The 23,187-nt window shown below is 73.0% G+C and carries 24 protein-coding genes, 1 tRNA gene, 1 pseudogene and 1 riboswitch; of the genes and pseudogenes, 12 read left to right on the top strand and 14 right to left on the bottom strand.

The features are described from left to right. The first annotated feature begins 186 nt into the window (after positions 1-186). The 7 genes from AC0682_RS17170 to AC0682_RS17200 all read left to right on the top strand — a co-directional run bounded on the left by AC0682_RS17170 (position 187) and on the right by AC0682_RS17200 (position 5,016). A complete protein-coding gene (locus tag AC0682_RS17170) occupies positions 187-435 on the top strand; it encodes a hypothetical protein (RefSeq protein WP_478533656.1) in 249 nt (82 codons plus the stop codon). Positions 436-470: 35 nt separating this feature from the next. Then, positions 471-692: a hypothetical protein gene (locus AC0682_RS17175; RefSeq protein WP_478533658.1), complete on the top strand. Its 222-nt coding sequence runs from the start codon at positions 471-473 to the stop codon at positions 690-692. Positions 693-784: 92 nt separating this feature from the next. After that, a complete protein-coding gene (locus AC0682_RS17180; RefSeq protein ID WP_478533659.1) occupies positions 785-1,684 on the top strand; it encodes a bifunctional DNA primase/polymerase in 900 nt (299 codons plus the stop codon). Beyond that, positions 1,681-2,031 carry a hypothetical protein gene (locus tag AC0682_RS17185; RefSeq protein WP_478533660.1) on the top strand — a complete coding sequence of 117 codons (351 nt, stop codon included), beginning with the start codon at positions 1,681-1,683 and terminating at the stop codon, positions 2,029-2,031. Before AC0682_RS17180 ends, AC0682_RS17185 begins: the two co-directional genes overlap by 4 nt. Next, positions 2,028-3,239, top strand: coding sequence for a DUF3631 domain-containing protein (locus tag AC0682_RS17190; protein WP_254812080.1), 1,212 nt, complete (start codon positions 2,028-2,030; stop codon positions 3,237-3,239). The genes AC0682_RS17185 and AC0682_RS17190 overlap by 4 nt, the downstream gene beginning before the upstream one ends. A 197-nt stretch (positions 3,240-3,436) precedes the next feature. Next, positions 3,437-3,664 carry a helix-turn-helix domain-containing protein gene (locus tag AC0682_RS17195; RefSeq protein WP_119825739.1) on the top strand — a complete coding sequence of 76 codons (228 nt, stop codon included), beginning with the start codon at positions 3,437-3,439 and terminating at the stop codon, positions 3,662-3,664. A gap of 74 nt (positions 3,665-3,738) precedes the next feature. Then, complete coding sequence (locus tag AC0682_RS17200) at positions 3,739-5,016, top strand: tyrosine-type recombinase/integrase (protein ID WP_478533662.1); 1,278 nt, start codon at positions 3,739-3,741, stop codon at positions 5,014-5,016. 67 nt (positions 5,017-5,083) lie between these two features. Here the strand turns inward: AC0682_RS17200 and AC0682_RS17205 are convergent. From AC0682_RS17205 to AC0682_RS17220, 4 genes are all read right to left on the bottom strand, one after another. After that, positions 5,084-5,171: transfer RNA gene (locus AC0682_RS17205), tRNA-Ser, on the bottom strand. Positions 5,172-5,238: 67 nt separating this feature from the next. After that, complete coding sequence (gene tadA / locus AC0682_RS17210) at positions 5,239-5,667, bottom strand: tRNA adenosine(34) deaminase TadA (RefSeq protein WP_478533752.1); 429 nt, start codon at positions 5,665-5,667, stop codon at positions 5,239-5,241. A 249-nt stretch (positions 5,668-5,916) separates the two neighbouring features. Then, positions 5,917-6,507: a tRNA adenosine deaminase-associated protein gene (locus AC0682_RS17215; RefSeq protein ID WP_478533754.1), complete on the bottom strand. Its 591-nt coding sequence runs from the start codon at positions 6,505-6,507 to the stop codon at positions 5,917-5,919. Between the two features lie 241 nt (positions 6,508-6,748). Next, positions 6,749-7,000 carry a hypothetical protein gene (locus AC0682_RS17220; RefSeq protein WP_254812078.1) on the bottom strand — a complete coding sequence of 84 codons (252 nt, stop codon included), beginning with the start codon at positions 6,998-7,000 and terminating at the stop codon, positions 6,749-6,751. A 102-nt stretch (positions 7,001-7,102) separates the two neighbouring features. Here AC0682_RS17220 and upp point away from each other — a divergent pair, with 102 nt between their 5' ends. Further along, positions 7,103-7,738: a uracil phosphoribosyltransferase gene (gene upp / locus AC0682_RS17225; RefSeq protein ID WP_006126141.1), complete on the top strand. Its 636-nt coding sequence runs from the start codon at positions 7,103-7,105 to the stop codon at positions 7,736-7,738. Between the two features lie 119 nt (positions 7,739-7,857). Here the strand turns inward: upp and AC0682_RS17230 are convergent, their stop codons facing one another. The 4 genes from AC0682_RS17230 to AC0682_RS17245 all read right to left on the bottom strand — a co-directional run bounded on the left by AC0682_RS17230 (position 7,858) and on the right by AC0682_RS17245 (position 11,725). Then, positions 7,858-8,481 (bottom strand): LytR C-terminal domain-containing protein, encoded by a 624-nt coding sequence (locus AC0682_RS17230; RefSeq protein WP_478533755.1) that lies wholly within the window; start codon positions 8,479-8,481, stop codon positions 7,858-7,860. Between the two features lie 224 nt (positions 8,482-8,705). Then, on the bottom strand, positions 8,706-9,002 hold the full coding sequence (locus tag AC0682_RS17235; RefSeq protein WP_096626547.1) for a type II toxin-antitoxin system VapB family antitoxin: 297 nt from the start codon (positions 9,000-9,002) through the stop codon (positions 8,706-8,708). A 273-nt stretch (positions 9,003-9,275) separates the two neighbouring features. Further along, positions 9,276-10,835 carry a M28 family metallopeptidase gene (locus AC0682_RS17240; RefSeq protein ID WP_478533664.1) on the bottom strand — a complete coding sequence of 520 codons (1,560 nt, stop codon included), beginning with the start codon at positions 10,833-10,835 and terminating at the stop codon, positions 9,276-9,278. Between the two features lie 230 nt (positions 10,836-11,065). After that, a complete protein-coding gene (locus AC0682_RS17245; protein WP_478533666.1) occupies positions 11,066-11,725 on the bottom strand; it encodes an HhH-GPD-type base excision DNA repair protein in 660 nt (219 codons plus the stop codon). A 193-nt stretch (positions 11,726-11,918) separates the two neighbouring features. Here AC0682_RS17245 and AC0682_RS17250 point away from each other — a divergent pair. Next, a pseudogene (locus tag AC0682_RS17250) lies at positions 11,919-12,389 on the top strand (eCIS core domain-containing protein); the annotation flags it as partial. 22 nt (positions 12,390-12,411) lie between these two features. Here the strand turns inward: AC0682_RS17250 and AC0682_RS17255 are convergent. Both AC0682_RS17255 and AC0682_RS17260 read right to left on the bottom strand, forming a co-directional pair. Continuing rightward, positions 12,412-13,671, bottom strand: a complete 1,260-nt coding sequence (locus tag AC0682_RS17255) for an RNA polymerase sigma factor (protein ID WP_478533667.1) — start codon at positions 13,669-13,671, stop codon at positions 12,412-12,414. A 13-nt stretch (positions 13,672-13,684) separates the two neighbouring features. Next, positions 13,685-14,095: a YciI family protein gene (locus AC0682_RS17260; RefSeq protein ID WP_478533668.1), complete on the bottom strand. Its 411-nt coding sequence runs from the start codon at positions 14,093-14,095 to the stop codon at positions 13,685-13,687. Between the two features lie 298 nt (positions 14,096-14,393). Between AC0682_RS17260 and cbiE the strand changes: the two genes are divergently transcribed. After that, a complete protein-coding gene (gene cbiE, locus AC0682_RS17265; protein WP_478533669.1) occupies positions 14,394-15,662 on the top strand; it encodes a precorrin-6y C5,15-methyltransferase (decarboxylating) subunit CbiE in 1,269 nt (422 codons plus the stop codon). Next, positions 15,659-16,408, top strand: coding sequence for a precorrin-4 C(11)-methyltransferase (gene cobM, locus AC0682_RS17270; RefSeq protein WP_478533671.1), 750 nt, complete (start codon positions 15,659-15,661; stop codon positions 16,406-16,408). The genes cbiE and cobM overlap by 4 nt, the downstream gene beginning before the upstream one ends. A 548-nt stretch (positions 16,409-16,956) precedes the next feature. Here cobM and AC0682_RS17275 read toward each other — a convergent pair. Continuing rightward, complete coding sequence (locus AC0682_RS17275) at positions 16,957-18,111, bottom strand: cobalt-precorrin-5B (C(1))-methyltransferase (protein WP_478533673.1); 1,155 nt, start codon at positions 18,109-18,111, stop codon at positions 16,957-16,959. Positions 18,112-18,128: 17 nt separating this feature from the next. On the opposite strand from AC0682_RS17275, the gene AC0682_RS17280 reads away from it, so the two are divergent. Then, on the top strand, positions 18,129-18,983 hold the full coding sequence (locus tag AC0682_RS17280) for a cobalt-precorrin-6A reductase (RefSeq protein WP_478533675.1): 855 nt from the start codon (positions 18,129-18,131) through the stop codon (positions 18,981-18,983). Here AC0682_RS17280 and AC0682_RS17285 read toward each other — a convergent pair. From AC0682_RS17285 to AC0682_RS17295, 3 genes are all read right to left on the bottom strand, one after another. After that, the gene (locus AC0682_RS17285; RefSeq protein ID WP_478533676.1) at positions 18,881-20,500 is read right to left on the bottom strand and encodes a precorrin-2 C(20)-methyltransferase; all 1,620 of its coding nucleotides are present in this window, start codon (positions 20,498-20,500) and stop codon (positions 18,881-18,883) included. The genes AC0682_RS17280 and AC0682_RS17285 overlap by 103 nt on opposite strands. 2 nt (positions 20,501-20,502) lie before the next feature. After that, positions 20,503-21,129 carry a precorrin-8X methylmutase gene (locus tag AC0682_RS17290; protein WP_478533678.1) on the bottom strand — a complete coding sequence of 209 codons (627 nt, stop codon included), beginning with the start codon at positions 21,127-21,129 and terminating at the stop codon, positions 20,503-20,505. An 83-nt stretch (positions 21,130-21,212) separates the two neighbouring features. Further along, on the bottom strand, positions 21,213-22,652 hold the full coding sequence (locus AC0682_RS17295; RefSeq protein ID WP_478533679.1) for a cobalamin biosynthesis protein CobG: 1,440 nt from the start codon (positions 22,650-22,652) through the stop codon (positions 21,213-21,215). 405 nt (positions 22,653-23,057) lie between these two features. Further along, positions 23,058-23,140: riboswitch (cobalamin riboswitch) on the top strand. Positions 23,141-23,187 lie beyond the last annotated feature (47 nt).

Consider the following 23,187-nt stretch of genomic DNA (forward strand, 5'->3'; position numbering starts at 1 on the left):
GGTCAAGGGGGAGGTAAGGGCCCCTGACCAGGGAGGTAAGGCCGGTAAAGGGGGGTGCAGGCCACCCGCCCGCACCCCTCCACGGGCCTGAATCCCGCACCACCACACGCACCCCGACAGGGGGTGCCCAAGCCTCCCTGCCCCACCAGCGGCAGGGATTCCGTTTCGACCTGTCTAGGAGCACCTGTGCGACTGCGCATCTGGCGCACGACCTGGCCCCGGCCCGCGCTTGTCCTGACCGACACCCCCCGCCCTCGCTGCCCCGACTGCCAGGGTGCGGGGGGTCACGCCGTCGACTACGGCGACCACAACGGCGAGTACGCCGGAACCGACTGGTGGCCCTGCCCCTGCTGGGACGACACCCGCCGCTGGACCCTGCTCCCCCTGCCCCGCCGCACCCCGCCCGGCGGCTACTCCGACGAACCGCCCTTCTGACCGCAACAGCCACCCACCACAACCAAGGAGAACCCTTGCCCCGCACACCTGCCCGCCGCACCCGCGTCCCGGAGACGGAGCCGGTCGAGATCCGGCTGATCGCCCGCGACGGCATCACCCAGCACCTCGCCGCCCAGATCGCCGCCGCCATCCCCGGCTGCACCACCCCCCGCTACTACCCCTCCCGCAAGACCCCCGGCCAGACCATGGCCTACCTGCGCGCCGAACTCCCCACCCCGCCCGCCCTCAACCCCTGACCACCCGCACACAACGAGAGCGGCCCCCGTCTCACCACAAGTCGGGGCCGCTCTCGTCTGCCAGCACCCTCTACAGGACTGGAGACACCAGCATGACTCATCACGCCCCATCCGCGCTGCTCTGCGCGGCATTACAGGCCGCCGAACGCGGCTGGCACGTCTTCCCGCTCCGCCCCCGCGACAAGCGCCCCGCCCTCCACGGCGAAACCGCCTGCCGCCGTACCGGGGACTGCGCGGCCGGTCACCGCAAGTGGGAGCAGCGGGCCACCACCGACCCCGACCGCATCCGCAAGGCGTGGTCGACCGGGGCGTTCAACATCGGGATCGCCACGGGCCCGTCCGGGCTGATCGTGGTGGACCTGGACCCGGTCAAGGCCAAGCACCCGAAAGGAACGCCTGACGGCGTCACTTCCCTGCAAGCGCTCTGCGAGCGCGCCGGGCAGACCGTCCCCGCCACCTACCGCACCCGGACCGCGAGTGGTGGACACCACCTGTACTTCACCGCCCCCACCGGGGTCCGGCTCGGCAACAGCGCGGGCAGGCTCGGCAAGCACATCGACACCCGTGCCCACGGCGGCTACGTCGTCGCCCCCGGCAGCACCCTCCCTGGCGGTGCGTACGAGGTGGTTGACCCCACCGAGCCCGTACCGCTCCCGGAATGGCTCCACGCCCTCCTGACGCCCCGTCAGCCCTCCCGGTGCCTGACGGCTGCACCCGTGCCGGTCCGGGCCTCCAGGTACGCCGCAGCGGCCCTTAAGGCCGAAACGGCGGCTGTCGCGGGGGCTGGGGAGGGTGTGCGGAACTGGACGCTGGTTCGGGCCGCACGCGCTCTGGGGCGGTTCATCCCGTCCGGCGACCTCGACCGCCATGAGGTAGAGCATGCTCTTAATTCGGCGGGATTGCGGGCCGGACTCCGGGAGAGCGAGTGCCGCGCCGCGATCACCAGCGCCCTGAACTGGTCCATCGCCAACAACCCCCGGCGGGCGGCATGACCACCACCCGAACCCCCTGCCTTAAGAGCCTGCCCGCCACCCCGAACGACCCGCGCACCGCCGCCCCGGCCGCAGGACCGGCCACGAGTGGCGCGCTGAAGGCTGCCGCCCGTCAGGGCGTCCCCGTTGCTGTTCGCCCTGACCCGCGCACGGTCACCGTGACCGGCATCCGCCCCGGGCTGACGGTGCGCGGGCTCGGACGCAGCCAGATCCCCGCCGCTGACTGGCTCTGTGTCTGCGGCCACCACGAACGCGCCCGGGGCCGCGATGCCGTCACCGACCTGACCACCCGCGCCCGTGTCGACCACTGCCCGCACACCGAGCAGCACCGGAGGAACGCCGCATGAACACCCCCAACCAGCCCGCCGGGCCCACCATCGATGGTGCGGCGCTGCTGACCGAGGTGGAAGCCTTCCACCGCCGGTTCAACGTCTTCCCCCGGGAGGCCGCCTACGTCGCCGTGGCCCTGTGGGACGCGCACGCGCACCTGCTCGACGCGTTCGACTCCACCCCGCGTCTGGCGTTCCTCTCCCCGGAACCGGGGTCGGGGAAGTCCCGGGCCCTGGAGGTGGTGGAGACCCTGGTCCCGCGCCCCATGCTCGCCGTGAACGCGCGGGCCGCCGCCCTGTTCCGGTCCGTGTCCGACCCCGCCGGGCGTCCGACGATCCTATTCGACGAGATCGACACCGTCTTTGGCCCCAAGGCGGGGGACAACGAGGAACTGCGCGGCTTCCTGAATGCCGGTCACCGTCGCTCCGGGGTCACCTACCGGTGCATCGGGGACGGCGGCAATCAGACGGTGGTGGAGTTCCCCTCCTACACCGCCGTGGCCGTTGCCGGTCTCGGCTACCTGCCCGACACCATCACCACCCGATCCGTCATCATCCGCATGCGCCGCCGCGCACGGAACGAGACGGTGGAGCCCTTCCGGTCCCGCCTCCACGAGGCCGAGGGCAACGCTCTGCGAGACCGCCTCGCCCAGTGGGCCGACACCGTCCGCGACGACGTGGCCGGACGGTGGCCCGAGATGCCTGAAGGGGTCACCGACCGGCCCGCCGACGTGTGGGAGCCCCTGCTGTCCGTCGCGGACGCCGCCGGGGGCGACTGGCCCCAGCGCGCCCGCGCCGCCTGCGTCGAGCTGGTCAACGCCGCCCGCGCCGACGACAAAGGGTCCCTCGGTATCCGGCTGCTCACCGACCTCCGCGACCACGTGATGGCGGGCATCGACCGGATGCCGACCGTCGCCATCCTGGACCGGCTCTGCGCGCTGGACGAGGCACCGTGGGCGGACATGAGCGGACGCCCGCTCGACTCCCGGGGCCTGGCCAAGATGCTCGGGGAGTACATGACCAGCGACAACACCCCGGTCAAGGCACGCAACATCAAGACCGCCGGGACCGTCCTCAAGGGCTACTACGCCCTCGATCTCCACGACGCGTGGCAGCGGTACTGCCCCCCACCCCCCTCAGGGGCCGCTACCTCCGCTACCTCCGCTACCCCGCAGGTCAACGCCCCGGAAACGGTAGCGGCACCCCTCTTCCCCTCCGCTACCTGAGCGCTACCCGCTACCGGTCCCACACCCGCCACGGGGCGGGGCCGGTAGCGGCAACCATCCGCTACCCCCACCACATCCGCTACCACCCACACCCCCTCTGACCAGGGCGGTAGCGGAGGTAGCGGAAGTAGCGGACCTGACATAAAGGGGCCCCAGGGCCCCGCCCCGCCCCGCCACAACCGTCAAGGAGCGATCCAGTGCCGCACCTCCGCGTAGCCGCACCCGACGCGGCCGACGACCAGACCCTGATTCTGCTCACCGTCGAAGAAGCAGCCCGCCGCCTTCGCATCGGCAGAACCACCTGCTTCGCCCTCATCCGCTCCGGTGCGCTGGAGTCGCTGACGATCGGCAACCTTCGCCGCATCCCGGCCGACGCCCCCGCCGCATACCTGGCCCGCCGCCGCGCCGAGCAGCACGCCGCCTGAACCACCCATATCCACGGGACGCCACCTCACCCGGTGGCGTCCCGTGCTCACACCCACCCCGAAGGAGTCCGCCCGTGGCGGAAGAGAAGAAGCGCACCCGGCAGCCCAACGGGCGCTCATCCATCTATCAGGGCAAGGACGGCAAGTGGCATGGCCGCGTCACGGTAGGGACTCGCGACGACGGCAAGCCGGACCGGCGCCACGTCGAGCGCAAGACCCGAGCCGCCGTGACGGCCGCCGTTCGTGAGCTGGAGAAACAGCGCGACAGCGGAGCCGTACGCAAGGCCGGGCGTGCCTGGACGGTAGAGGCGTGGCTGACCCATTGGGTCGAGACCATCGCACCGCTCGCGGTCAACGAGAACACCATGGTCGGGTACGGTGTCGCGGTCCGGAAGCACCTCATTCCGGCGCTGGGAGCGCACCGCCTGGACAAGCTCGGGCCGGAACACATCGAGCGGTTCTACGGCCGGATGCAGACCGATGGCCGCCGGGCCGGGACGATCCATCAGATTCACCGCACCTTCCGGACGGCTCTCAACGAGGCGGTTCGCCGGGGGCACCTCACCCGGAACCCTGTACAACTCGCCAAGGCTCCCCGCCTGAGTGACGAGGAGATCGAGCCGTACACCGTCGATGAGGTGAAGCGCCTCCTTGTGGCCGCCGACAAGCGGCGGAACGCGGCGCGGTGGGCCGTGGCGCTCGCCCTGGGGCTCAGGCAGGGGGAGGCCCTGGGGCTGAAGTGGGCGGACGTGGACATGGAGCGGGGTGTCCTGATGGTCCGCCGAAGCCGCCGGCGCCCACGCTACGCCCACGGATGCGGCGACCCGTGCGGGCGGAAGGCCGGGTACTGCCCGCAGCGCAAGCGCACCAACCCGGAGACCGCCGACACCAAGTCGCGCGCCGGGCGTCGGGTGGTTGGTCTGCCCGCACAGCTCGCGGACCTGCTGACGGCTCACCAGGTGAAGCAGGAAGCCGAACGCCTGGAGGCGGGCGGCAAGTGGGCGGACGAGGGGTGGCTGTTCGCCACGCCGGACGGACGGGGCACATCGACCCGCACCGACTACGACGACTGGAAGGAACTGCTGGCCGCCGCCGGAGTCAGGGACGGTCGCCTGCACGACGCCCGTCACACCGCCGCAACCGTCCTGCTGATCCTCGGTGTCTCCGAGCGCGCTGTCATGGGGCTCATGGGGTGGTCCACCACCGCCATGGCGGCGCGGTATCAGCACATGGTCGACACCGTGCGGACGGACGTGGCGCGGCAGGTCGACGGGCTCATCTGGAAACCGGTGGGAGAGCGGCCGGACGACGATGACGACGGGGCCGCCGGGGTGCTCGTACCGGCCAACTGAGACGGAAACTGAGACGGAGGGCAAAGCGAAGGGTCCGGCTCATCGAGCCGGACCCTTCGTCTACCTGCGGTAGCGGTGGGATTTGAACCCACGGTGACGGGTTACGCCACACTCGCTTTCGAGGCGAGCTCCTTCGGCCGCTCGGACACGCTACCGAGAGAGAGCTTAGACCATCCCGGGGCGTGCACAGAAATCGGTTCCTGGAGGCGGGGCCGTACACCGTCAGAGCGTGCGGAAGAACGCCGTCAGCTGGGTTGCGCAGGCGTCCTCCAGCACGCCCGCGATGACCTCCGGGCGGTGGTTCAGGCGGCGGTCGCGGAGGACGTCCCAGAGGGAGCCGGCCGCGCCCGCCTTCTCGTCGCGGGCGCCGTAGACCACCCGGGCCACCCGGGACTGCACCAGGGCGCCCGCGCACATCGTGCAGGGCTCCAGGGTGACCACCAGCGTGCAGTCGGTCAGGCGCCACTCGCCCACCGCCTCGGCCGCCCGGCGCAGGGCCAGGATCTCGGCGTGGGCCGTCGGATCGCCGGTGGCCTCGCGCTCGTTGTGGGCGGCGGCCAGCTCCGTCCCGTCGGGGCCCAGGACGACGGCGCCGACCGGAACGTCACCGGTCGCCGCCGCCTCCTCGGCCTCGGCCAGGGCGCGGCGCATCGGGGCCTGCCACGGATCGCGTACGGGGTCGGGGTCCGGCACAGGTACGCGTACGGGATCCGGGGCGGGCCGGGGGGAAGGGTTCGGCGGTCGTGCGGTCACCCGCGGACCTTAGCGAACACATGAGGGGCGGAAAGGGGTGGGAAGGGGTGGGAAGGGGGTGGGAAGAGGAGGGTGGGATTGGGGGTGGGCCCGGCGTGCAGGCGTGAACCTGCCGTCCGTACCCGTACTCGTGCCGTGCGGTCCGGCCTAGCGGACCGCCTCCAGGACCTCCGATGCACCCAGCGCGTCCGCGATCTCCGTCAGCGCGTCGGTCCGCAGCGTCAGCAGGTCCTTCTCGGAGATCCCGTAGTCCGCGAGGATCCCCAGCTCCCCGATCGGGCCCGCCGGGACCGCGTCGGAGTCGAAATCGGCTTCGGATGCGGAGTTGGCGGTGGTGGTGGCGGTGTCGGAGGAGGGGGATGCTGCCGTGGAGGCCGGCCCGGTGGGCTCGCCGTCCTCCGTGCCGTCCAGGTCGACCAGCTCCTCCAGTGCGGCGATCTCGTCCTCGGCCCCTGGTTCGCGGCCGAGCAGTTCGTCGGTGAGCAGGATCTCCCCGTAGGAGGAGCGGGCGGCGGCGGACGCGTCCGAGACGTAGATACGGGGGTCCTCCTCACCGTCCACCCGGAGGATGCCGAACCAGGCGTCCTCCTGCTCGATGTAGACCAGGACCGTGTCCTCGTCCACCGAGGCCTCCTGGGCCAGATCCGTCAGGTCGGACAGGGTCTCCACATCGTCGAGCTCTGTGTCGCTCGCTTCCCACCCGTCTTCGGTGCGCGCGAGCAGTGCGGCGAAGTACACCGTGACTCTCCCACTGGTCATAGGCGAATCGGTCCGACGGGAGGGCAGACGGAGAATCCGCCTGCTCTGAGCCCCGCCCAATCGGCATCGTGGCAGAAACAAGCGCCGAGCGAGACCTCTTCGACCGTTGCGTCGGCCATCAGTTCCAGGAGTGCCTGGTCGGGCGTCTCCCTGACGGAACGGCCGGGGGACCCGATCGGAGGGGGAGTGCGCCGGTGGTACGCGGTGGCCTCGGGGGGCCTCACCAACGGAACGTGCGCATCCGCATCTGTTGGCGCATACGGGCCGCACGGGCCCTGCGCGGCTGCACCCGGTCGCGCAACTGCTTCGCCTCGTGCAGCTCGCGGAGGAACTGGGCGCGTCGTCGGCGGCGGGCCGCGTCACTCTCCTGCGCGTCCGTGACATCACCCGTCACGTCCTGCGGCTCGCGCGCGTCGGGCGCGTCGCTCACGTTGCGTGAGCCCGCGTTGCGCGGCTGTTCCCCGTCCGCCATCGACACACCACCCCACCACTGGGTCCGTATGCCCCCACCTTCCCCCCGAACAGGTGGTTGATGCCAGCGCAGAGTGCCGGAAGGCACGGTTACTGTTGACGCATGCGGATCCACGTCGTTGACCACCCGCTGGTGGCGCACAAACTGACCACGCTGCGCGACAAGCGCACCGACTCCCCGACCTTCCGGCGCCTCGCCGACGAGCTGGTCACCCTTCTCGCCTACGAGGCCACCCGGGATGTGCGGACCGAGCAGGTCGACATCGAGACCCCGGTGACGCCCACGACCGGTGTCAAGCTCTCGCACCCCCGCCCCCTCGTCGTCCCGATCCTGCGCGCCGGGCTCGGCATGCTGGACGGCATGGTGCGGCTGCTGCCCACCGCCGAGGTGGGCTTCCTCGGCATGATCCGCAACGAGGAGACGCTCCAGGCGGAGACGTACGCGACCCGGATGCCCGAGGACCTCTCCGGCCGCCAGGTCTACGTCCTCGACCCGATGCTGGCCACCGGCGGCACCCTCGTCGCCGCCATCCAGGAGCTGATCAAGCGCGGCGCCGACGACGTCACCGCCGTCGTCCTCCTCGCCGCGCCCGAGGGCGTCGAGGTGATGGAGCGCGAGCTGGCGGGCACCCCCGTGACCGTCGTCACCGCCTCCGTCGACGAGCGGCTCAACGAGAACGGCTACATCGTGCCGGGGCTCGGTGACGCCGGGGACCGGATGTACGGCACCGCGGAGTAGCCGACCGCCGCCGCTGGAGGGCTGGCCCCGGGGCGGCGGCGCTCTTTTCGCGTCGCTCCGGAGGGGTCGTCGCTCCGGAGGGGCGTCCGCTCCGACGGAGCCTCCGGCCAGTCCTTCGGTCAGCCGTTCCTCGGCGTCGGCGCGCAGGACGTGGACGACGGTGCCGGGGACGGCTTCGTCAGCGCCGTCATCGCGGCCGTCGCCTCCGCCGGGGTGCTGAACGCCGTGAACTTCGCCCCGAGGATCAGGTCGACCTCCGCCGTCTTCCGGGCGTCGGTCTTCTGCACCGTGCCCGGCAGCTGCGTGCCCAGGACGACGAAGCTGCTCTCCAGGGCCGTCGGGGCGCCGAGCAGCACGCCGGGGCCGGGGACCTTCTTGTCGTACGCCTCCGGGGCGTTGCCCACCTCACCCACGGTGAACCCGCGCTTCTTCAGCTCGTCCGCCGCCGCCTTGGCGAGCCCGGTGGTCGTCGTCGCGTTGAGGACGTTGACCTTGATGGCGGCCGGCTTCGGGAGTGCCTTCGCGGGGGCGGCCGGGGTCGGCGTGGGGCAGTCCCGCCTGTGGCCGGCGGCGCTGGCGCTCTGGTCGCCGCCCGTGAAGACGTCGATGAGCTGCAGGGTTCCCCAGCCGGCCAGGCCGAGGGCCACCACTGCCGAGACGCCCGCGAGGACGATCCGCCGACGGTTCTGGGGGCGGCGCATGCGGGGGTAGGCGTTGCCCGTGATGCGGTACTTTCCGCCCATGCCGGGGGGAGTGAGCATGCTCATGGGGGCAGCGTAGTGCGGCCCGGTGATGATGCGTACTAAATGATCAACGTATGGCACCCGGATGAGTGCGAAAGCACCCGAAAGGCCCGAATCCGCGTGCCGGTGTTATGAGGGTGGTATCTGCGCGGGCGCGCGCGGAGAGGCGCGGGAGCACGGGAGTCGGAGACTGGGAGCCGGAGCCTGGGGTCCGCGCGGGGGTGTCAGCCCAGGTCGAGGACGCGTGCGTGCAGCACCTGGCGCTGCTGGAGGGCGGCTCGCACCGCCCGGTGCAGCCCGTCCTCCAGATACAGGTCGCCCTGCCACTTCACGACGTGGGCGAAGAGGTCGCCGTAGAACGTGGAGTCCTCGGCGAGGAGGGTCTCCAGGTCCAGCTGGCCCTTGGTGGTCACGAGCTGGTCCAGGCGAACCGGACGCGGCGCGACATCCGCCCACTGTCGGGTGCTTTCCCGGCCGTGGTCGGGGTATGGCCGCCCATTTCCGATGCGCTTGAAGATCACACGGAAAGCCTACCGGTCAAGGGGCGCCGGGCGCAGCCGGGGAACCCCACTGCGAGGGCCTGTGAATTGTTGTAGAGCGCCGCATAGCGCTGGATACCGGGACAGGGTTTCCCCCGTACGAGTGGGGGATTCCCCCGTAGCCGTAGCCGTAGCCGTACGAGTGGTGGTGGGGGTGCGGGTACGCCGCAGGCCAGGGGTGTCGGGCCCCTTCTGCCTGCGGCGTACTCGGTGCGTACTCGGTGCGTGCGCGTGTGTGCGGGTGCGCTGAGGGTGCTACTCCGTGACCTCGTGGCCGTGGCCGTCGTGCAGGCCGCCGCCGCTGCCCGGCGTGCCGGTGCTGGGTGACGGGGTGACCGGGCGGGTCAGCGAGCGCAGGTCGTGGGCGTACGTGCCGACCGCGTTGGCGATCACGTCGATGTTGACGTCGAAGTGCTTCATGCTGATGTTGCTCAGGTCGTCACAGGCCTCGTGGTAGCACGGGTCGTAGGCCACGCCCGCCTGGCCGCCGTACGTCCGGGCCTGGTCCGCCGTCTTGAGGCCCTCGGCGCCCGTGAACGTACCGCCCGAGGGGATGCCCACCTCGATGAACGGCCCGTAGTCCGAGCGGCCGGTGAAGTCGGTTCCCTCGTGCTTCTTGCCCTTGCTGTCGAGGAACTCGTTGATGTCCCGCTCCAGTTGGGCGGAGCCCTCCGGGCCGGGGCCCGCGCCGACGCCGTCGGAGTCGTCGCCGTCGTAGACGAACTGGACGCCGTTGGGTGAGGCGATCATGTCGAAGTTCAGGTAGAGCTTGATCTGCTGGCGCTGCTGTTCCGAGAGCGACGCGACGTACGCCTCCGAGCCGAGCAGGCCGTTCTCCTCGGCCGACCACCAGGCGAACCGCACCCTGTTGGCGGGCTTGCTCTTCGACTCGGCCAGTTTCAGGGCGACGTCGAGGATTCCGGCGGATCCCGAGCCGTTGTCGTTGATGCCGGGGCCCTCGGTGACCGAGTCGAGGTGGGCGCCGAGCACCACGGTGTTCTCGGCCTTACCGGTGCGGGTGTCCGCGACGACGTTGCGGGTGGTGCGGTTCTCCCGGAGCTGGCGGACCTCGAAGGACACCGTCACGTCACCGGCGGCCGCGTCGGTGGCGAGCCTCTCGCCCTCCTCCTTCGCGATCCCACCGGTGGGGATCTTCCCCGCCCCGGCCTCGCCGAGCGTGCCGGACAGGGCGCCCTCGGTGTTGTTGTAGATGACCGCTCCGGCTGCTCCGGCCGCTGCCGCCGCCGCCTGCTTGTCGGCGAAGGTGCAGCCGCCGCGCTTGATCAGCGCGATCTTGCCGGTGAAGTTGGCGGAGGCGTAGTCGGACGCCTCGCAGCCGGTCGTGTCATCGACGGGTACGGCGACGAGCCCTGCCGTCAGCCCGCCCACCCGGGTCGACGGCGTGTACGTCATCGCCTTGATCGTCACATCGCGCGGCGAGGGCGAGACCACGGCGAGCTTTTCGGCCAGGGTCTCCGTGTAGACGAACGAGAAGGTCTGGTACGAGACCTGGTACCCGGCGCGCTGGAGCTGCTGGTAGACGTACGCCGCCGAGGCGTCGTGGCCGAGCGAGCCCGCCGCGCGGTGACCGCCGGCGGAGTCGGCTATCGCCTGGAACTGCTGGAGGTGGCGGTAGGCGTCACGCGCGGACGCCTTCTTCACCAGCTCCCGGGACAGCTTGACCGCTTCCTTCGAGGGGCGCTCCGAGTGACCGGGCCCGGGCTTCGCGTGGCCGGGGCCCTGCGAAGTCCCGTGGAACGGGGCGGCACCCAGGAGGAGCGGCGTGGCCAGAGCGGTGGCGGCCACAACTGCCATGGCTCTGCGACGTGTTGCGTGCACAAGAGTCCTTCCGGTCGAGACGTGACGGACGAGCGAACGAATGTGCTGCGAAAGCTGCTGCGAAAGCTAGCGAGTGGGGTGGCTCCTGGGAACAGCAATGGCTGATTTTGATCGTTTCCGCCGACTGTTCTGTCCGGCTGCGTGCTGGACTGTGTATTCCGGTCATCAGCTGGTCCCTTTGTCCTCGCCGTCGTCTTCTGGGCGGCCTATTTCGCGGCCTTCCTCGCTTTCGCCGCTTTTGCCGCCGCCTTGGCCTCCTGTTTGTACGCGCGCACCTCCGCCAGCGACTCCGGGCCGGTGATGTCCGCGACCGACCGGCGCGAGCCCTCCTCCCCGTACGCACCCGCCGCCGCCCGCCACCCCGGCGGACGTACGCCGAACTGCTTGCCGAGCAGCGCCAGGAAGATCCGGGCCTTCTGTGCGCCGAAACCGGGCAGCTCGTTCAGTCGTCGCAGCAGCTCCTCCCCGCTCTCCGCGTCCCGCCACACCGCGCTCGCCTCCCCCTCGTACTCCGCCACCAGGTACTGGCACAGTTGCTGGACCCGCTGGGCCATGGAGCCGGGGTAGCGGTGGAGAGCCGGCTTGGCCGTGAAGAGGGCGGTGAAGGCCTCGGGGTCGTACGCGGCGATCGCGTCCGCGTCCAGATCGTCCGATCCCATGCGCTCCGCCAGCGTGTACGGGCCCGTGAACGCCCACTCCATCGGGACCTGTTGGTCCAGCAGCATGCCTACGAGGACGGCCAGCGGGCTGCGGGCGAGGAGCTCGTCCGCCTCCGGCCGCTGGGCGATCCGGAGGGTGGGGCCGCTGGGGTTCTCACCGGTGCCGGTGCCGGTGCCGGTGCTGGTGCCGCTGTCGCTCTTGCTCATGCTTTCGATGATCCTGAGGGCGGGCGCCGACGGCGACTCCAGTGGCTCCGGTTGCGCCCCCGCCCTCCTGCCTGGGGGTGACGGGGCCGTCACCTCGGGTGTTCGGTGGCCGTCCGTGCCGCGCCCCTGCCCGATGGGGCAGCCCCGGGTGCCCCGGATCGGCCCGGAGGCGGGCTGGACGGGGGCGGCCGGTGAGCAGCGGTCGCCCGTGCACGACGTGATCTCCTCCGGCGGTGGCTCGCCCCTGGACACCGACACTCGGGCGGACATGGAGCGCCGGATGGGCGCCGACTTCTCCGACGTACGGATCCACCACGACTCCGCCGCCGACGCCTCCGCGAAGGGCGTCGGGGAGTATCTCGAGGCGGACTTCGCGCAGCCGGTGCGGATGATGAAGATCGTGGTGTTCTCGGGGGCGTCGGCGCGCAGGGACGAGTACCTCACGCAGGGGCGCCCGGCACGGATCACGGTCGAACTGACCTCGCGGGACGGGGAGAAGAGCAGCCGGACGCTGCGGCTGCGCGACCAGGCGGGCCAGCAGACGTTCGACGTACGGGGATCGGAGACGGTACGGGCACGGATCGCCCTCGACGCGGCGTACGGGTCGGGGGAGGACCGGCGGACGGCGGTGGCGGAGGCGGAGTTCTTCGGGCGGTGGGAGTGAACAGCCCATCCGCGTACGCCGCTTACCGCTCGATCCGGTCCGCGCGGTCGCGGAGGTAGCGGGCCTCGGGTTGACTGAGGGTGTGGTCGGCGGCGGCGAGGTAAGCGGTCCGGGCGGCCTCCAACTCCCCGACTTCTTCGAGGAGATGGGCGCGCACCGCATCGATCCGGTAGCGGACCTCCCCGGGAACGGCCTTCGCCAGCGCGTCGACCTCCGCCAGTCCGGCGCGCGGGCCGTGCACCATGGCGACGGCCACCGCCCGGCCCAGGGCGGCGGCGGGGTCACAGGTGCGGCGGACGAGGTGGTCGTACAGGGCGAGGATCTGCGGCCAGTCGGTGTCCTCCGCGCGCCCCGCCTCGTCGTGCAGGGCGGCGATGGCGGCCTGGAGCTGGTAGTCACCGGCGGGCCCCTGGGTGAGCGCCTCCTCGGCGAGGGCGGTGCCTTCGGCGATGGCCGTACGGTCCCAGAGGGAGCGGTCCTGTGCGTCGAGGGGGATCGGCTCACCGCTCCGCCCGGTGCGCGCCGGGGTGCGCGCCTCCGTGAGGACCATCAGCGCCAGCAGACCGGTCACCCGCCCCTCGTGGGGGAGGAGCCGGCGTACGGCACGGGTGAGCCGGATCGCCTCGCGGGCCAGGTCGGTGCGGTGGAGTTCGGGACCCGCCGTCGCGGTGTACCCCTCGTTGAAGATCAGGTAGAGGACCTGGAGGACGGCCGCGAGCCGCCGGTCCCGGTCCTTCGGCCCCGGCGCCCGGAACTCCGCGCCCCGCACCGCCCGCTTGGCGCGGCTGATCCGCTGCGCCATCGTCGCCTCCCCGACCAGGTGGGCGCGGGCGATCTCCGCCGTGGTGAGCCCGCCGACCGCGCGCAGGGTGAGCGCGATCTGGGCGGCGGGGGAGAGGTCGGGGTGGCAGCAGAGGAAGAGGAGGGTGAGGGTGTCGTCCTCGGAGGACGCTCGCCCGCCCGGCCCGGTGGCGTCCTCCCCGGGCGGCGGGGCGACGAACGCGTCGGCCGGGGTCAGGGCGGCCGCGGTCTCCTCACGCCGTCGCCGGGCCGTGTCGCTGCGGAGCCGGTCGGTGAGGCGGCGGGAGGCGACCCGGATCAGCCAGCCGCGCGGATTGCCGGGCACGCCCTGCTTCGGCCACTGCTCGGCGGCGGCGATCAGGGCCTCCTGGACGGCGTCCTCGGCCGGGTCGAAGTGCCCGTAGCGGCGGACGAGCGCGCCCAGGACCTGCGGCGCGTGGCGGCGCAGCAGGTCCTCGAAGCCGTCGTCCGTACGGTTCATCCCACCCGTGGGGCTAGTCGTCGATCCCGCCGCCGATGGTCCGGATGAGTACCGGGTACTCGGGCGCCCCGGCCGGCTGCGGACAGCGTGCCACACGGGCGGCGATCTCGGTCACCCGCTCCAGGCTCTCGCATTCGAGGACCCAGAACCCGGCGAGCAGCTCCTTGGTCTCGCTGTACGGCCCGTCCGAGACCACCGGCCGTCCCTCGGCGCCGAGGCTCACGGCCCGCCCCTGCGCGGGCTCCGTGAGCCCGTACGCGGACACCAGCTCGCCCGTCTCGGCGAGGTCGTCGTTGATGCCGCCCATGTGGGCGAACATCTCCTGCATGGCCTTCTCGTCCCAGACGGGACTGCCCGGGGACCCCTTGCCGGCCTGTGCGTCGTAGTCGGCCTGGCTGCCCTGGACCATCACCAGATACTTCATGACCGTCGCCTCCTGTAGCGATCTCTTCGTACTTCTTTTCCGCTTGCACAGGGGACGTCGGTGCCGGGCCCGGGTTCTCGACACGACGCGCGGTTCGTTTCGGGATTCACCCGCTGATTCACCCGCCGGAGGGGTCGGAAGAGGCCGTTCAGTAAAGTTCGGCTGCGTCTCGCTTCCGCTCGCTGCCACCGCTCCCTCCCACCTCTTCCCGCCCCCTCTCCTCCCGCTTCCCCCTCCTCCCACCTCCCTGTCCTCCCACTTCACTGTCCTCCCCTCCCGAACGACGAGGTCCCGGCCCGTGCCCCCATCTCCAGCCCTGCCCCCGCCGTCCGTCTCCGTCGTGGGGATCGGCGCGGACGGGTGGTCCGGCCTGCCCGCCGGAGCGCGCGGGGCGCTGCGGGAGGCGGAGGTGCTGATCGGCGGGGCGCGCCAGCTGGACCTGCTGCCCCCGGAGTGCGCGGGCGTACGGGTCGCGTGGCCGTCGCCGCTGCGCCCCGCCGTGCCCCGGCTGCTGGCCGAGCACGGGCGGCGCCGGATCGCGGTGCTGGCGAGCGGGGACCCGATGTTCTACGGGATCGGGCGCGCGATCGCGGAGGAGCTGGGGCCGGAGGGCGTGGAGGTGGGGGCGCTGCGCGTGCTGCCGCATCCGTCCTCGGTGTCGTACGCCTGCGCGCGGCTGGGCTGGCCCCTGGAGGACACGGAGGTCGTGACGCTGGTGGGCCGCCCGGTGGCGCGGCTCGCGCTCTTCCTCCACGAGGGGCAAAGGCTGCTGGTCCTGAGCGCGGACGCGACGACGCCCGCCACGGTGGCGGCCCTCCTCAGGGCCCACGGCTTCGGCCCGAGCCGGATGCGGGTGCTGGAGCAGCTGGGCAGCGAGGCGGAGGCGTACGCGGACGGCACCGCGGAGAGCTGGGCGCACGCCCCCGGCGACCGCCTGAACGTCATCGCGGTCGAGTGCCGGGCGACGGCGGACGCGCTGCGGCTGGGCACGGCCCCGGGCCTGCCGGACGAGGCGTACGAACACGACGGCCAGCTCACCAAGCGCCACATCCGGGCGGCCACGCTCGCGACCCTGGCGCCCGCACCCGGGGAGCTGCTGTGGGACGTGGGCGGTGGCTCGGGCTCGATCGCGATCGAGTGGATGCGATCGCACCGCGCCTGCCGTGCGGTGAGCGTGGAGCGGGACCCGGTGCGGGCGGAGCGGATCACGCGGAACGCGGAACGCCTGGGGGTCCCGGGGCTGCGCGTCGTGACCGGCCGGGCCCCCGCCGCCCTGGCCGAACTGGAAACGCCCGACGCGGTGTTCGTCGGCGGCGGTCTGACGGCACCGGGCCTGCTGGACGCGTGCTGGGAGGCGCTGCGGCCGGGGGGCCGGCTGGTGGCGAACACGGTGACGCTGGAGTCGGAGGCGCTGCTGGGAGAGCGGCACCGGGCGTACGGCGGGGAGTTGACCCGGCTGGCGGTGGCGCACGCGGTCCCGGTGGGCGGGTTCACGGGCTGGCGCCAGGCGATGCCGGTGACGCAGTGGTCGGTACGCAAACCCTCAGTCTCAGGAGATCGAACATGACGGTGTACTTCATCGGCGCGGGCCCGGGCGCCGCCGACCTGATCACGGTGCGCGGCGCGCGACTGCTCGCCGCCAGCCCGGTCTGCCTGTACGCGGGCAGCCTGGTCCCGGTCGAGCTGCTGGCCGAGTGCCCGGCGGGCGCCCGCCTGGTCGACACGGCGAACCTGGACATCGACCAGATCACCGAGGAGCTCGTACGGGCCCATGCGGACGGCCACGACGTGGCGCGGCTGCACTCGGGGGACCCGTCGGTGTTCAGCGCGGTGAACGAGCAGATGAAGCGCCTGGACGAGGCGGACATCCCCTACGAGGTCGTCCCCGGCGTCCCCGCCTTCGCCGCCGCTGCCGCGGCCCTGAAGCGCGAGCTGACGGTCCCCACGGTCGGCCAGACGGTGATCCTGACCCGCATCGCCCAGCGCGCCACGGCCATGCCGCCCGGCGAGGACCTGGCCACCCTGGGCCGCAGCGGCGCCCTGGTCGTCCTCCACCTGGCGGCCCGCTACGTGGACCGGGTGGTGGAGGAGCTGCTGCCGCACTACGGGGCCCACTGCCCGGCCGCGGTGGTCGCGATGGCGTCCCGCCCGGACGAGATCGTGCTGCGGGGCACGCTGGACTCGATCGCCGAGCAGGTGAAGGCGGCGGGCGTGATCAGGACGGCGGTCATCATGGTGGGGCGGACGCTGGGGGCTGAGCAGTTCCGGGACAGCCACCTGTACTCGGTGGGGCGGGACCGGCATGTGTGCTGATGCGCTCCCGGGGCCTGTTCCCGGGCCCTGAGTCACCGGACACGCTCGGGTGGTGGTTCTCCCGCCAGGGCTGCCAGGTGGAGCGCAGACCCGCTGCTCTCGCCGGCTCCCGAAGACCTTCGGTCCGGGGTGGTGTGAATGGACCTCGGTGACCGTGTGCCGGATGGCCCGGCGGTGCGTACCCCACCCGGTGGGACACGCCCCGCGGACGGAAGCCCGGCGGTCGTCCGTTCCGGCTTGCCCCCCACTGCCACCAGGCCCGTGCGCCGAGGTCCGCCTGCCGCCACCCACGCCTTGGGTGGTGCGGCGACCTCCGTATACGGCACGTGCAGCACGTGCGATCGCGTCGCGCTGTACGGGTGTCGCCTGTCGCGCCGACCCCGGCACGAGGTGTCCTTCTGTCATCGCCCCCGGCCGGGGCCGACCCGGAGGAGGCCTCCCCCATGACGGCAGTCCTGGAGACCCCTGTCTGCGGGAGCACCGGGCCCGTCAGTTCCCCGCGAGACCGCACGCGTACGTGTCCGCCGACGGGTGGCGGGGACGGTTCGCTACCCCCGCCCCACCACCGCCCCCGCCCGGTCGATGCAGATCACGTCCACGGCCACCGGGGCGCCCCGCAGCACGGACAGGGCTTCGTCGCGGGCGCGCGCCGCCACCAGGTCCCCCAGCGGCACCCCCGCCGCCTCGCACAGGCGCAGGGCCGCCAGGCCCGTGTTGGCTGTGGCGATCTCGGCGGCCAGGGACTCGTCCGCGCCGCCCTGGCGGGCCAAGGCGGCCAGGAAGGCCTTGTCGACCTGGGAGCGGGCCGAGTGGAGGTCCAGGTGGCCCGCGGCCAGTTTGGAGAGCTTGGCGAAGCCGCCGCAGACGGTGAGGCGGTCGATCGGGTGGCGGCGTACGTACTTCAGGACCGCGCCCGCGAAGTCCCCCATGTCCAGCAGCGCGATGTCCGGCAGGTCGTACTCCGCGCGTACGGTGCGCTCCGAGGTCGAGCCCGTGCAGCCCGCCACGTGGGTCAGGCCCGCGGCCCGCGCCACGTCGACACCCCGGCGGATCGAGTCGATCCACGCCGAGCAGGAGTACGGGACCACCACCCCCGTCGTCCCCAGGATCGACAGGCCGCCCAGGATGCCGAGGCGGCCGTTCCACGTCGAGCGGGCGATCTCCTCGCCGTGGTCCACGGACACCGTCACCTCCACGTCGCCCGGCTCCCCGTGCTCCGCCGCCACCCGCTCCACATGCTCACGCATCAACCGGCGCGGGACCGGGTTCACCGCCGGCTCCCCGACGTCCAGCGGCAGGCCGGGCAGCGTCACCGTCCCCACGCCCGGGCCCGCCCGGAACACCACCCCGGACCCGGGCGGCAACCTCCGTACCGTCGCCCTCACCAGCGCCCCGTGCGTCACGTCCGGGTCGTCCCCCGCGTCCTTCACCACCCCGGCGCTCGCCCGGCCCGGCCCCAGCTCCTCCACCGCCAGCGCGAACGCCGGTGTCTGGCCCTTCGGCAGCGTGATGCTCACCGGGTCCGGGAAGTCGCCGGTCAGCAGCGCCGTGTACGCGGCCGTGGTCGCCGCCGTCGCGCAGGCACCGGTCGTCCAGCCGGGGCGCAGCCCGGTGTGCTTGAGTTGGGCATCGCGGCCCCCGCGGAGCCCGGTGCCCGCCGCCGGTGCCCCGTCGCCGCCCGTACCCCGTGCCTCAGCGTTCATGAGAAGAGTCCGTTTCGATGCCTGTGCCTGTGCCTGTGCATGTGCTTGTTCTGGGAGGGACGACCGAGGCCCGCCGGCTGGCCGAGAGTCTTGCCGGTGACCGGCGCGTCCGGGTCACCACCTCGCTCGCCGGGCGGGTCGCCTCTCCCCGGCTGCCGCCGGGGGAGGTCCGCGTCGGTGGGTTCGGGGGGCCCGAGGGGCTGGCGGAGTGGGTGCGTGCGCACCGGGTCGACGGCCTCGTCGATGCCACCCACCCCTTCGCCGCCACCATGAGCCGGAACGCGGCCCGGGCCGCCGCGCAGGCCCATGTTCCCCTCCTCGCCCTCCGCCGCCCCGGCTGGGTGGCCCAGGACGGCGACCGCTGGCACTCCGTCGCCTCGCTCGCCGAGGCCGCCGAACTGCTGCCCGCACTCGGGGAGAGGGTCTTCCTCACCACCGGGCGGATGGGGCTCGCCGCCTTCGCGGACCTGGACGCGCTGTGGTTCCTCGTACGGTCCGTCGACGCGCCGGAGCCGCCCGCACCGGCCCGGATGGACGTGCTCCTCGACCGGGGGCCGTTCGAGCTGGAGGGGGAGCGGGAGATCCTTCGGCGGCATCGCATCGATGTGCTGGTGACCAAGGACAGCGGGGGAGCCGCCACCGCCCCCAAGCTCACCGCCGCCCGTGAGGCCGGGATCCCCGTCGTCGTGGTGCGGCGGCCACCGGTTCCCGGAGGGGTTCCGGTGGCCGCCACGCCGGACGAGGCCGCGGAATGGGTCGTACGGAGGCTCTACGCGGACGGCTCCGAAGGCGCGCAGGTCCCCGAGGGCGCGGACGGCTCCGAGGGGGCGGAAGGTTCCGAAGGCGCGGACGGCTCCGGCGTCTCCGGGTAGCGGCGCGGGGTCCAGACGATGCCCTGGTCCGCCCCGGAACCGCCCCGCCGCACCCAGCGCGTCTGCGACGAGCCCACGATCAGCAGCGTCCGCATGTCCACCTCCGCCGGGTCGACATCGGCCAGCCGCACTGTCCGTACGGACTCCGTCGCGCCGCCCACGTCCCGCGCCAGCACCACCGGGGTGTCCGGGGAGCGGTGCTCCAGCAGCAGGTCGCGGGCCTGGCCGACCTGCCAGGTGCGGGACTTGGAGCCCGGGTTGTAGAGGGCGAGGACCAGGTCGGCCAGGGCAGCGGCGCGGAGCCGTTCCGCGATGACCTCCCACGGCTTGAGCCGGTCCGAGAGGGAGATCGTGGCGTAGTCGTGGCCGAGCGGTGCACCGGCGCGCGCCGCCGCCGCGTTGGCCGCCGTGACCCCGGGCAGGACCCGTACGGGAATCTCCTCGTACTCCTCCTGCGAGGCCACCTCCAGCACCGCCGTCGCCATCGCGAAGACCCCCGGGTCGCCGCCCGAGACCACCGCGACGCGGTGGCCCCGCCGGGCCAGGTCCAGCGCGAACTCCGCCCGCTCCGACTCCACCTTGTTGTCCGAACCGTGCCGCGCCTGGCCGGGGCGGACCGGGACCCGGTCCAGGTAGGTGGTGTAGCCGACCAGGGCGTCGGCCGCCGCCAGCGCGCCCCGCGTCTGCGGGGTCAGCCACAGCGGGCCCGCCGGGCCGGTGCCGACCACGACCACGTCTCCGGGGGTCGCAGGCGCGGGGCGCGGCGCGTCCACCCGGCTCGGCAGCACCGCCACCGAGAAGTACGGCACCGACGCCGGGTCGATGTCCGCCAGTTCGCCCGTACGCTCCCCGGCCATCGTCGCCCGCTCGACGTACCGCGCCTCGGCCAGCCGGCCGGAGGCCTCGAACGCGCCGCGCACCGCCGGGAACGTACGCCCCAGCTTCATCACCACCGCCGTGTCGGTGGCCGCGAGCCGGGCCGTCAGCTCCTCCTCCGGCAGCGTGCCGGGCAGGATCGTCAGGATCTCCTCGCCCTCCACGAGGGGCGTGCCCAGGCGGGCCGCCGCCGCACTCACCGAGGTGACGCCCGGGATGACCTCGGTGGCGTACCGGTCGGCCAGGCGCTTGTGCATGTGCATGTACGAGCCGTAGAACATCGGGTCGCCCTCGGCGAGGACCGCCACGGTCCGGCCCGCGTCCAGGTGCGCCGCGAGCCGGGCCGCGGCCTTCTCGTAGAACTCCTCCAGCGCGCCCCGGTAGCCGCCCGGGTGGTCCGTGGTCTCCGTCGTGACGGGGTAGACCAGGGCCTCCTCGATGTGGTCGGGCCGCAGGTGCGCCGCCGCGATGGACCGGGCGATCGAGCGGCCGTGGCGGGCGCTGTGGTACGCGACGACGTCCGCCTCGCCGATGGCCTGGACGGCCCGCAGCGTCATCAGGTTCGGGTCGCCGGGGCCGAGGCCGACGCCGTAGAGCTTGCCGCCGCCGACTCCGATTGCGCTTCCGCTGATCTCGCTCACTCCTACTCTTCCTCGCTCGCGATGGCGTTGAGCGCCGCCGCCGCTATCGCGCTGCCGCCGCGTCGGCCCCGGACGATCAGGTGCTCCAGGCCCGACGGGTGCGCGGCCAGGGCGTCCTTGGACTCCATCGCGCCGACGAAGCCGACCGGGACGCCGATGACGGCGGCGGGGCGCGGGGCCCCTTCCTCGATCATCTCCAGGAGGCGGAACAGGGCCGTCGGCGCGTTGCCCACGGCCACGACCGCCCCCTCCATCCGGTCCCGCCACAGCTCCAGGGCCGCCGCGCTGCGGGTCGTGCCCATCTTCGCGGCCAGCTCGGGCACGGACGGGTCGGAGAGCGTGCACACCACGTCGTTGTCGGCCGGGAGCCGCTTGCGGGTGACCCCGCTGGCCACCATCGCCACATCGCAGAGGATCGGTGCGCCTGCGCGCAGCGCGGCGCGGGCGTCGGCCACGGCGTTCGGTGAGAAGGCGAGGTCGCGTACGAGATCGACCATGCCGCAGGCGTGGATCATCCGGACGGCGACCTGGCTGACATCGGCGGGCAGCCCGGCGAGATCCGCCTCCGCGCGGATGGTGGCGAAGGACTGGCGGTAGATCGCCGGTCCGTCCTTCTCGTACTGGTGCACAGTGCTGTCGCTTTCTTCTGCCGTTACGTGGGGGACTGCGGGGTGCTGGTGGGGACTTCGGGGTGCTGGGGACTGCGGGGCGCTCAGGCGCGGGCGTCGGCCACCGCCGCCGCCAGCCGCCCCGGATCGTTCCGCACGGTCGTCGGGGCGCCCCGCCGCTCGCCCCGTACGTGCGAGATTCGGTGCCCGTCCGGTGTGACGACCACGTCGATCCACTCTCCGTGGGGGTGGCCGCAGCGGCGTTCGCACCCGGACCAGTACACAGGTAGCCGCCCGGGCCGCCCCACGGCGGCCCCCGCCTCGGCGCGTACATCGGCCAGCGACTTCGCGCAGCCGGGGTGGCCGATGCAGGCTCCCACACCGGTCCAGGGGGAGTCGGGGGTGGTGATCAGCCCGGCCCCGGACAGCGCGCGGAGCACCTCGGCCGCCTCCTCCCCGGGGAAGGGGCCGGGGACGACGATCCCGCGCCAGGGGGTGAGCCGCAGCTGGTCGCCGTACCTCCTGGCCGTCTCCGTGAGCAGCCGCCACTGGTCCGGGGTGAGCCGCCCCAGGGGTACGTCGACGCTGAGCGCGGTCGTCGAGCCGACCGGACCGGGGGCGGGAGCGGCCGCCTCGCGAGGGCGGGGGCGCGGGCGGTGGACGGCCGGGCCCGCCGCCGTGCCGATGGCCCTGACCAGCTCGGTCCGTACGTCGTCGGGCAGGTCCTTCACGCGCCAGGCGGCGGAGTTCCGGGGGGTGGAGTCGCGGGCGCTGGAGCGGGGGCCCTGGGCTGCGGAGTCCGGGCTTCCGGAGTCCCGGGCAACGGCGGAGTCCCGGGCGGCGGAGTTCTGGGCAGCGGCGGCGAAGTCCTGTGCAGCGGCGGGGGTTTTGGCGGCGGCGCTGTCCTGGGCGGCGCGGAGGAACGCCTCGGCGGCCCGGAGCGCGGCGCGCGGTGCCTCGGCGGCGGACGGCAGCCGGAACACCTTGTCCTCCGCACCGATCCGCAGCAGGGCGTGTGGCCCCTCGGCGATCAGCGTCACGTCCGCCCCCAGCGTGTCCACGTCACCGCCGCCGGCGTCCAGGGCGAACAGGAAGCGGCCGGAGAGCGTCGCGGCGGCGGAGGAACCGCACACCAGCCGGTCCAGCTCTCCCAGCCAACCCGTCAGCGAGGGCGAACCGTCCAGCCCCGCCAGCGGCGACGCCACGATGTTGCGGGCCCGCTCGTGCGCGGCGGAGGGCAGCAGCCCGGCGCCCGTGAGCAGAGCGGCCAACGCGCCGCCGCACCCGGAACCGAGACCGCGCAGCTGCACGTTGCCCCGCGAGGTGAGATGCAGCTCACCGTCCCCGAACCGCTCGGCCGCGGCCAGCAGCGTGTCCGCCTGGTCGGCGGTCAGCACACCGCCGGGTATCCGTACGCGGGCCAGAGCCCCGTCGTCCGCCCGGTGCAGCCGCAGCGTTCCGGGGCAGGCGTCGCCGCCGGTGCGGGGGGAGGCGCCACCCGCGGAAACGGGCGAGGGGGCGGAATCGGGCATGGCGGCGAGCATACCGACCGGGCCGGTCCCGGCGGCAGGCTCGCGGCTGTGACCTGAGGGACAGAGGCGGGGGCCGACGGCCACGGTGACGGTGGACGCACGGGGAGGGCGGCCACCGGAACAGAGGCGACGGGGCCGGATCCCTCCCGAACAGCCCAGGGACACCAGGACAGACCGTCCAGGGACACCAGGACAGACCGTCCAGGGACACCAGGACAGACCGTCCAGGGGCGCCAGGGACAGAGCCCCCTTCCGCGACAGCCTCCGCACCACAGTGCTCCCCCGCGACAGCACCATCCGCCCACCCCCCAAACAGTGATCACCACCGCACCCCCGCCCCCTGCCCCGCTCCCGCCCTCGCCGCTTAGGATGCAGGCGGTGGTCCGTTCAGGCCGCCATCGCCAGACGGCGACAGGGGAGGAAGCCCGGTGAGATTCCGGCGCGGTCCCGCCACTGTGAGTCCGGCCGCCACCACCGGCTGCCGGACGAGTCAGGAACTCCCTTCTCCGAGTGCCCGGTAGCCGCCGGGCCGCCCGGGGAAACCCTC

This window comes from Streptomyces sp. NPDC043746, assembly GCF_056436485.1.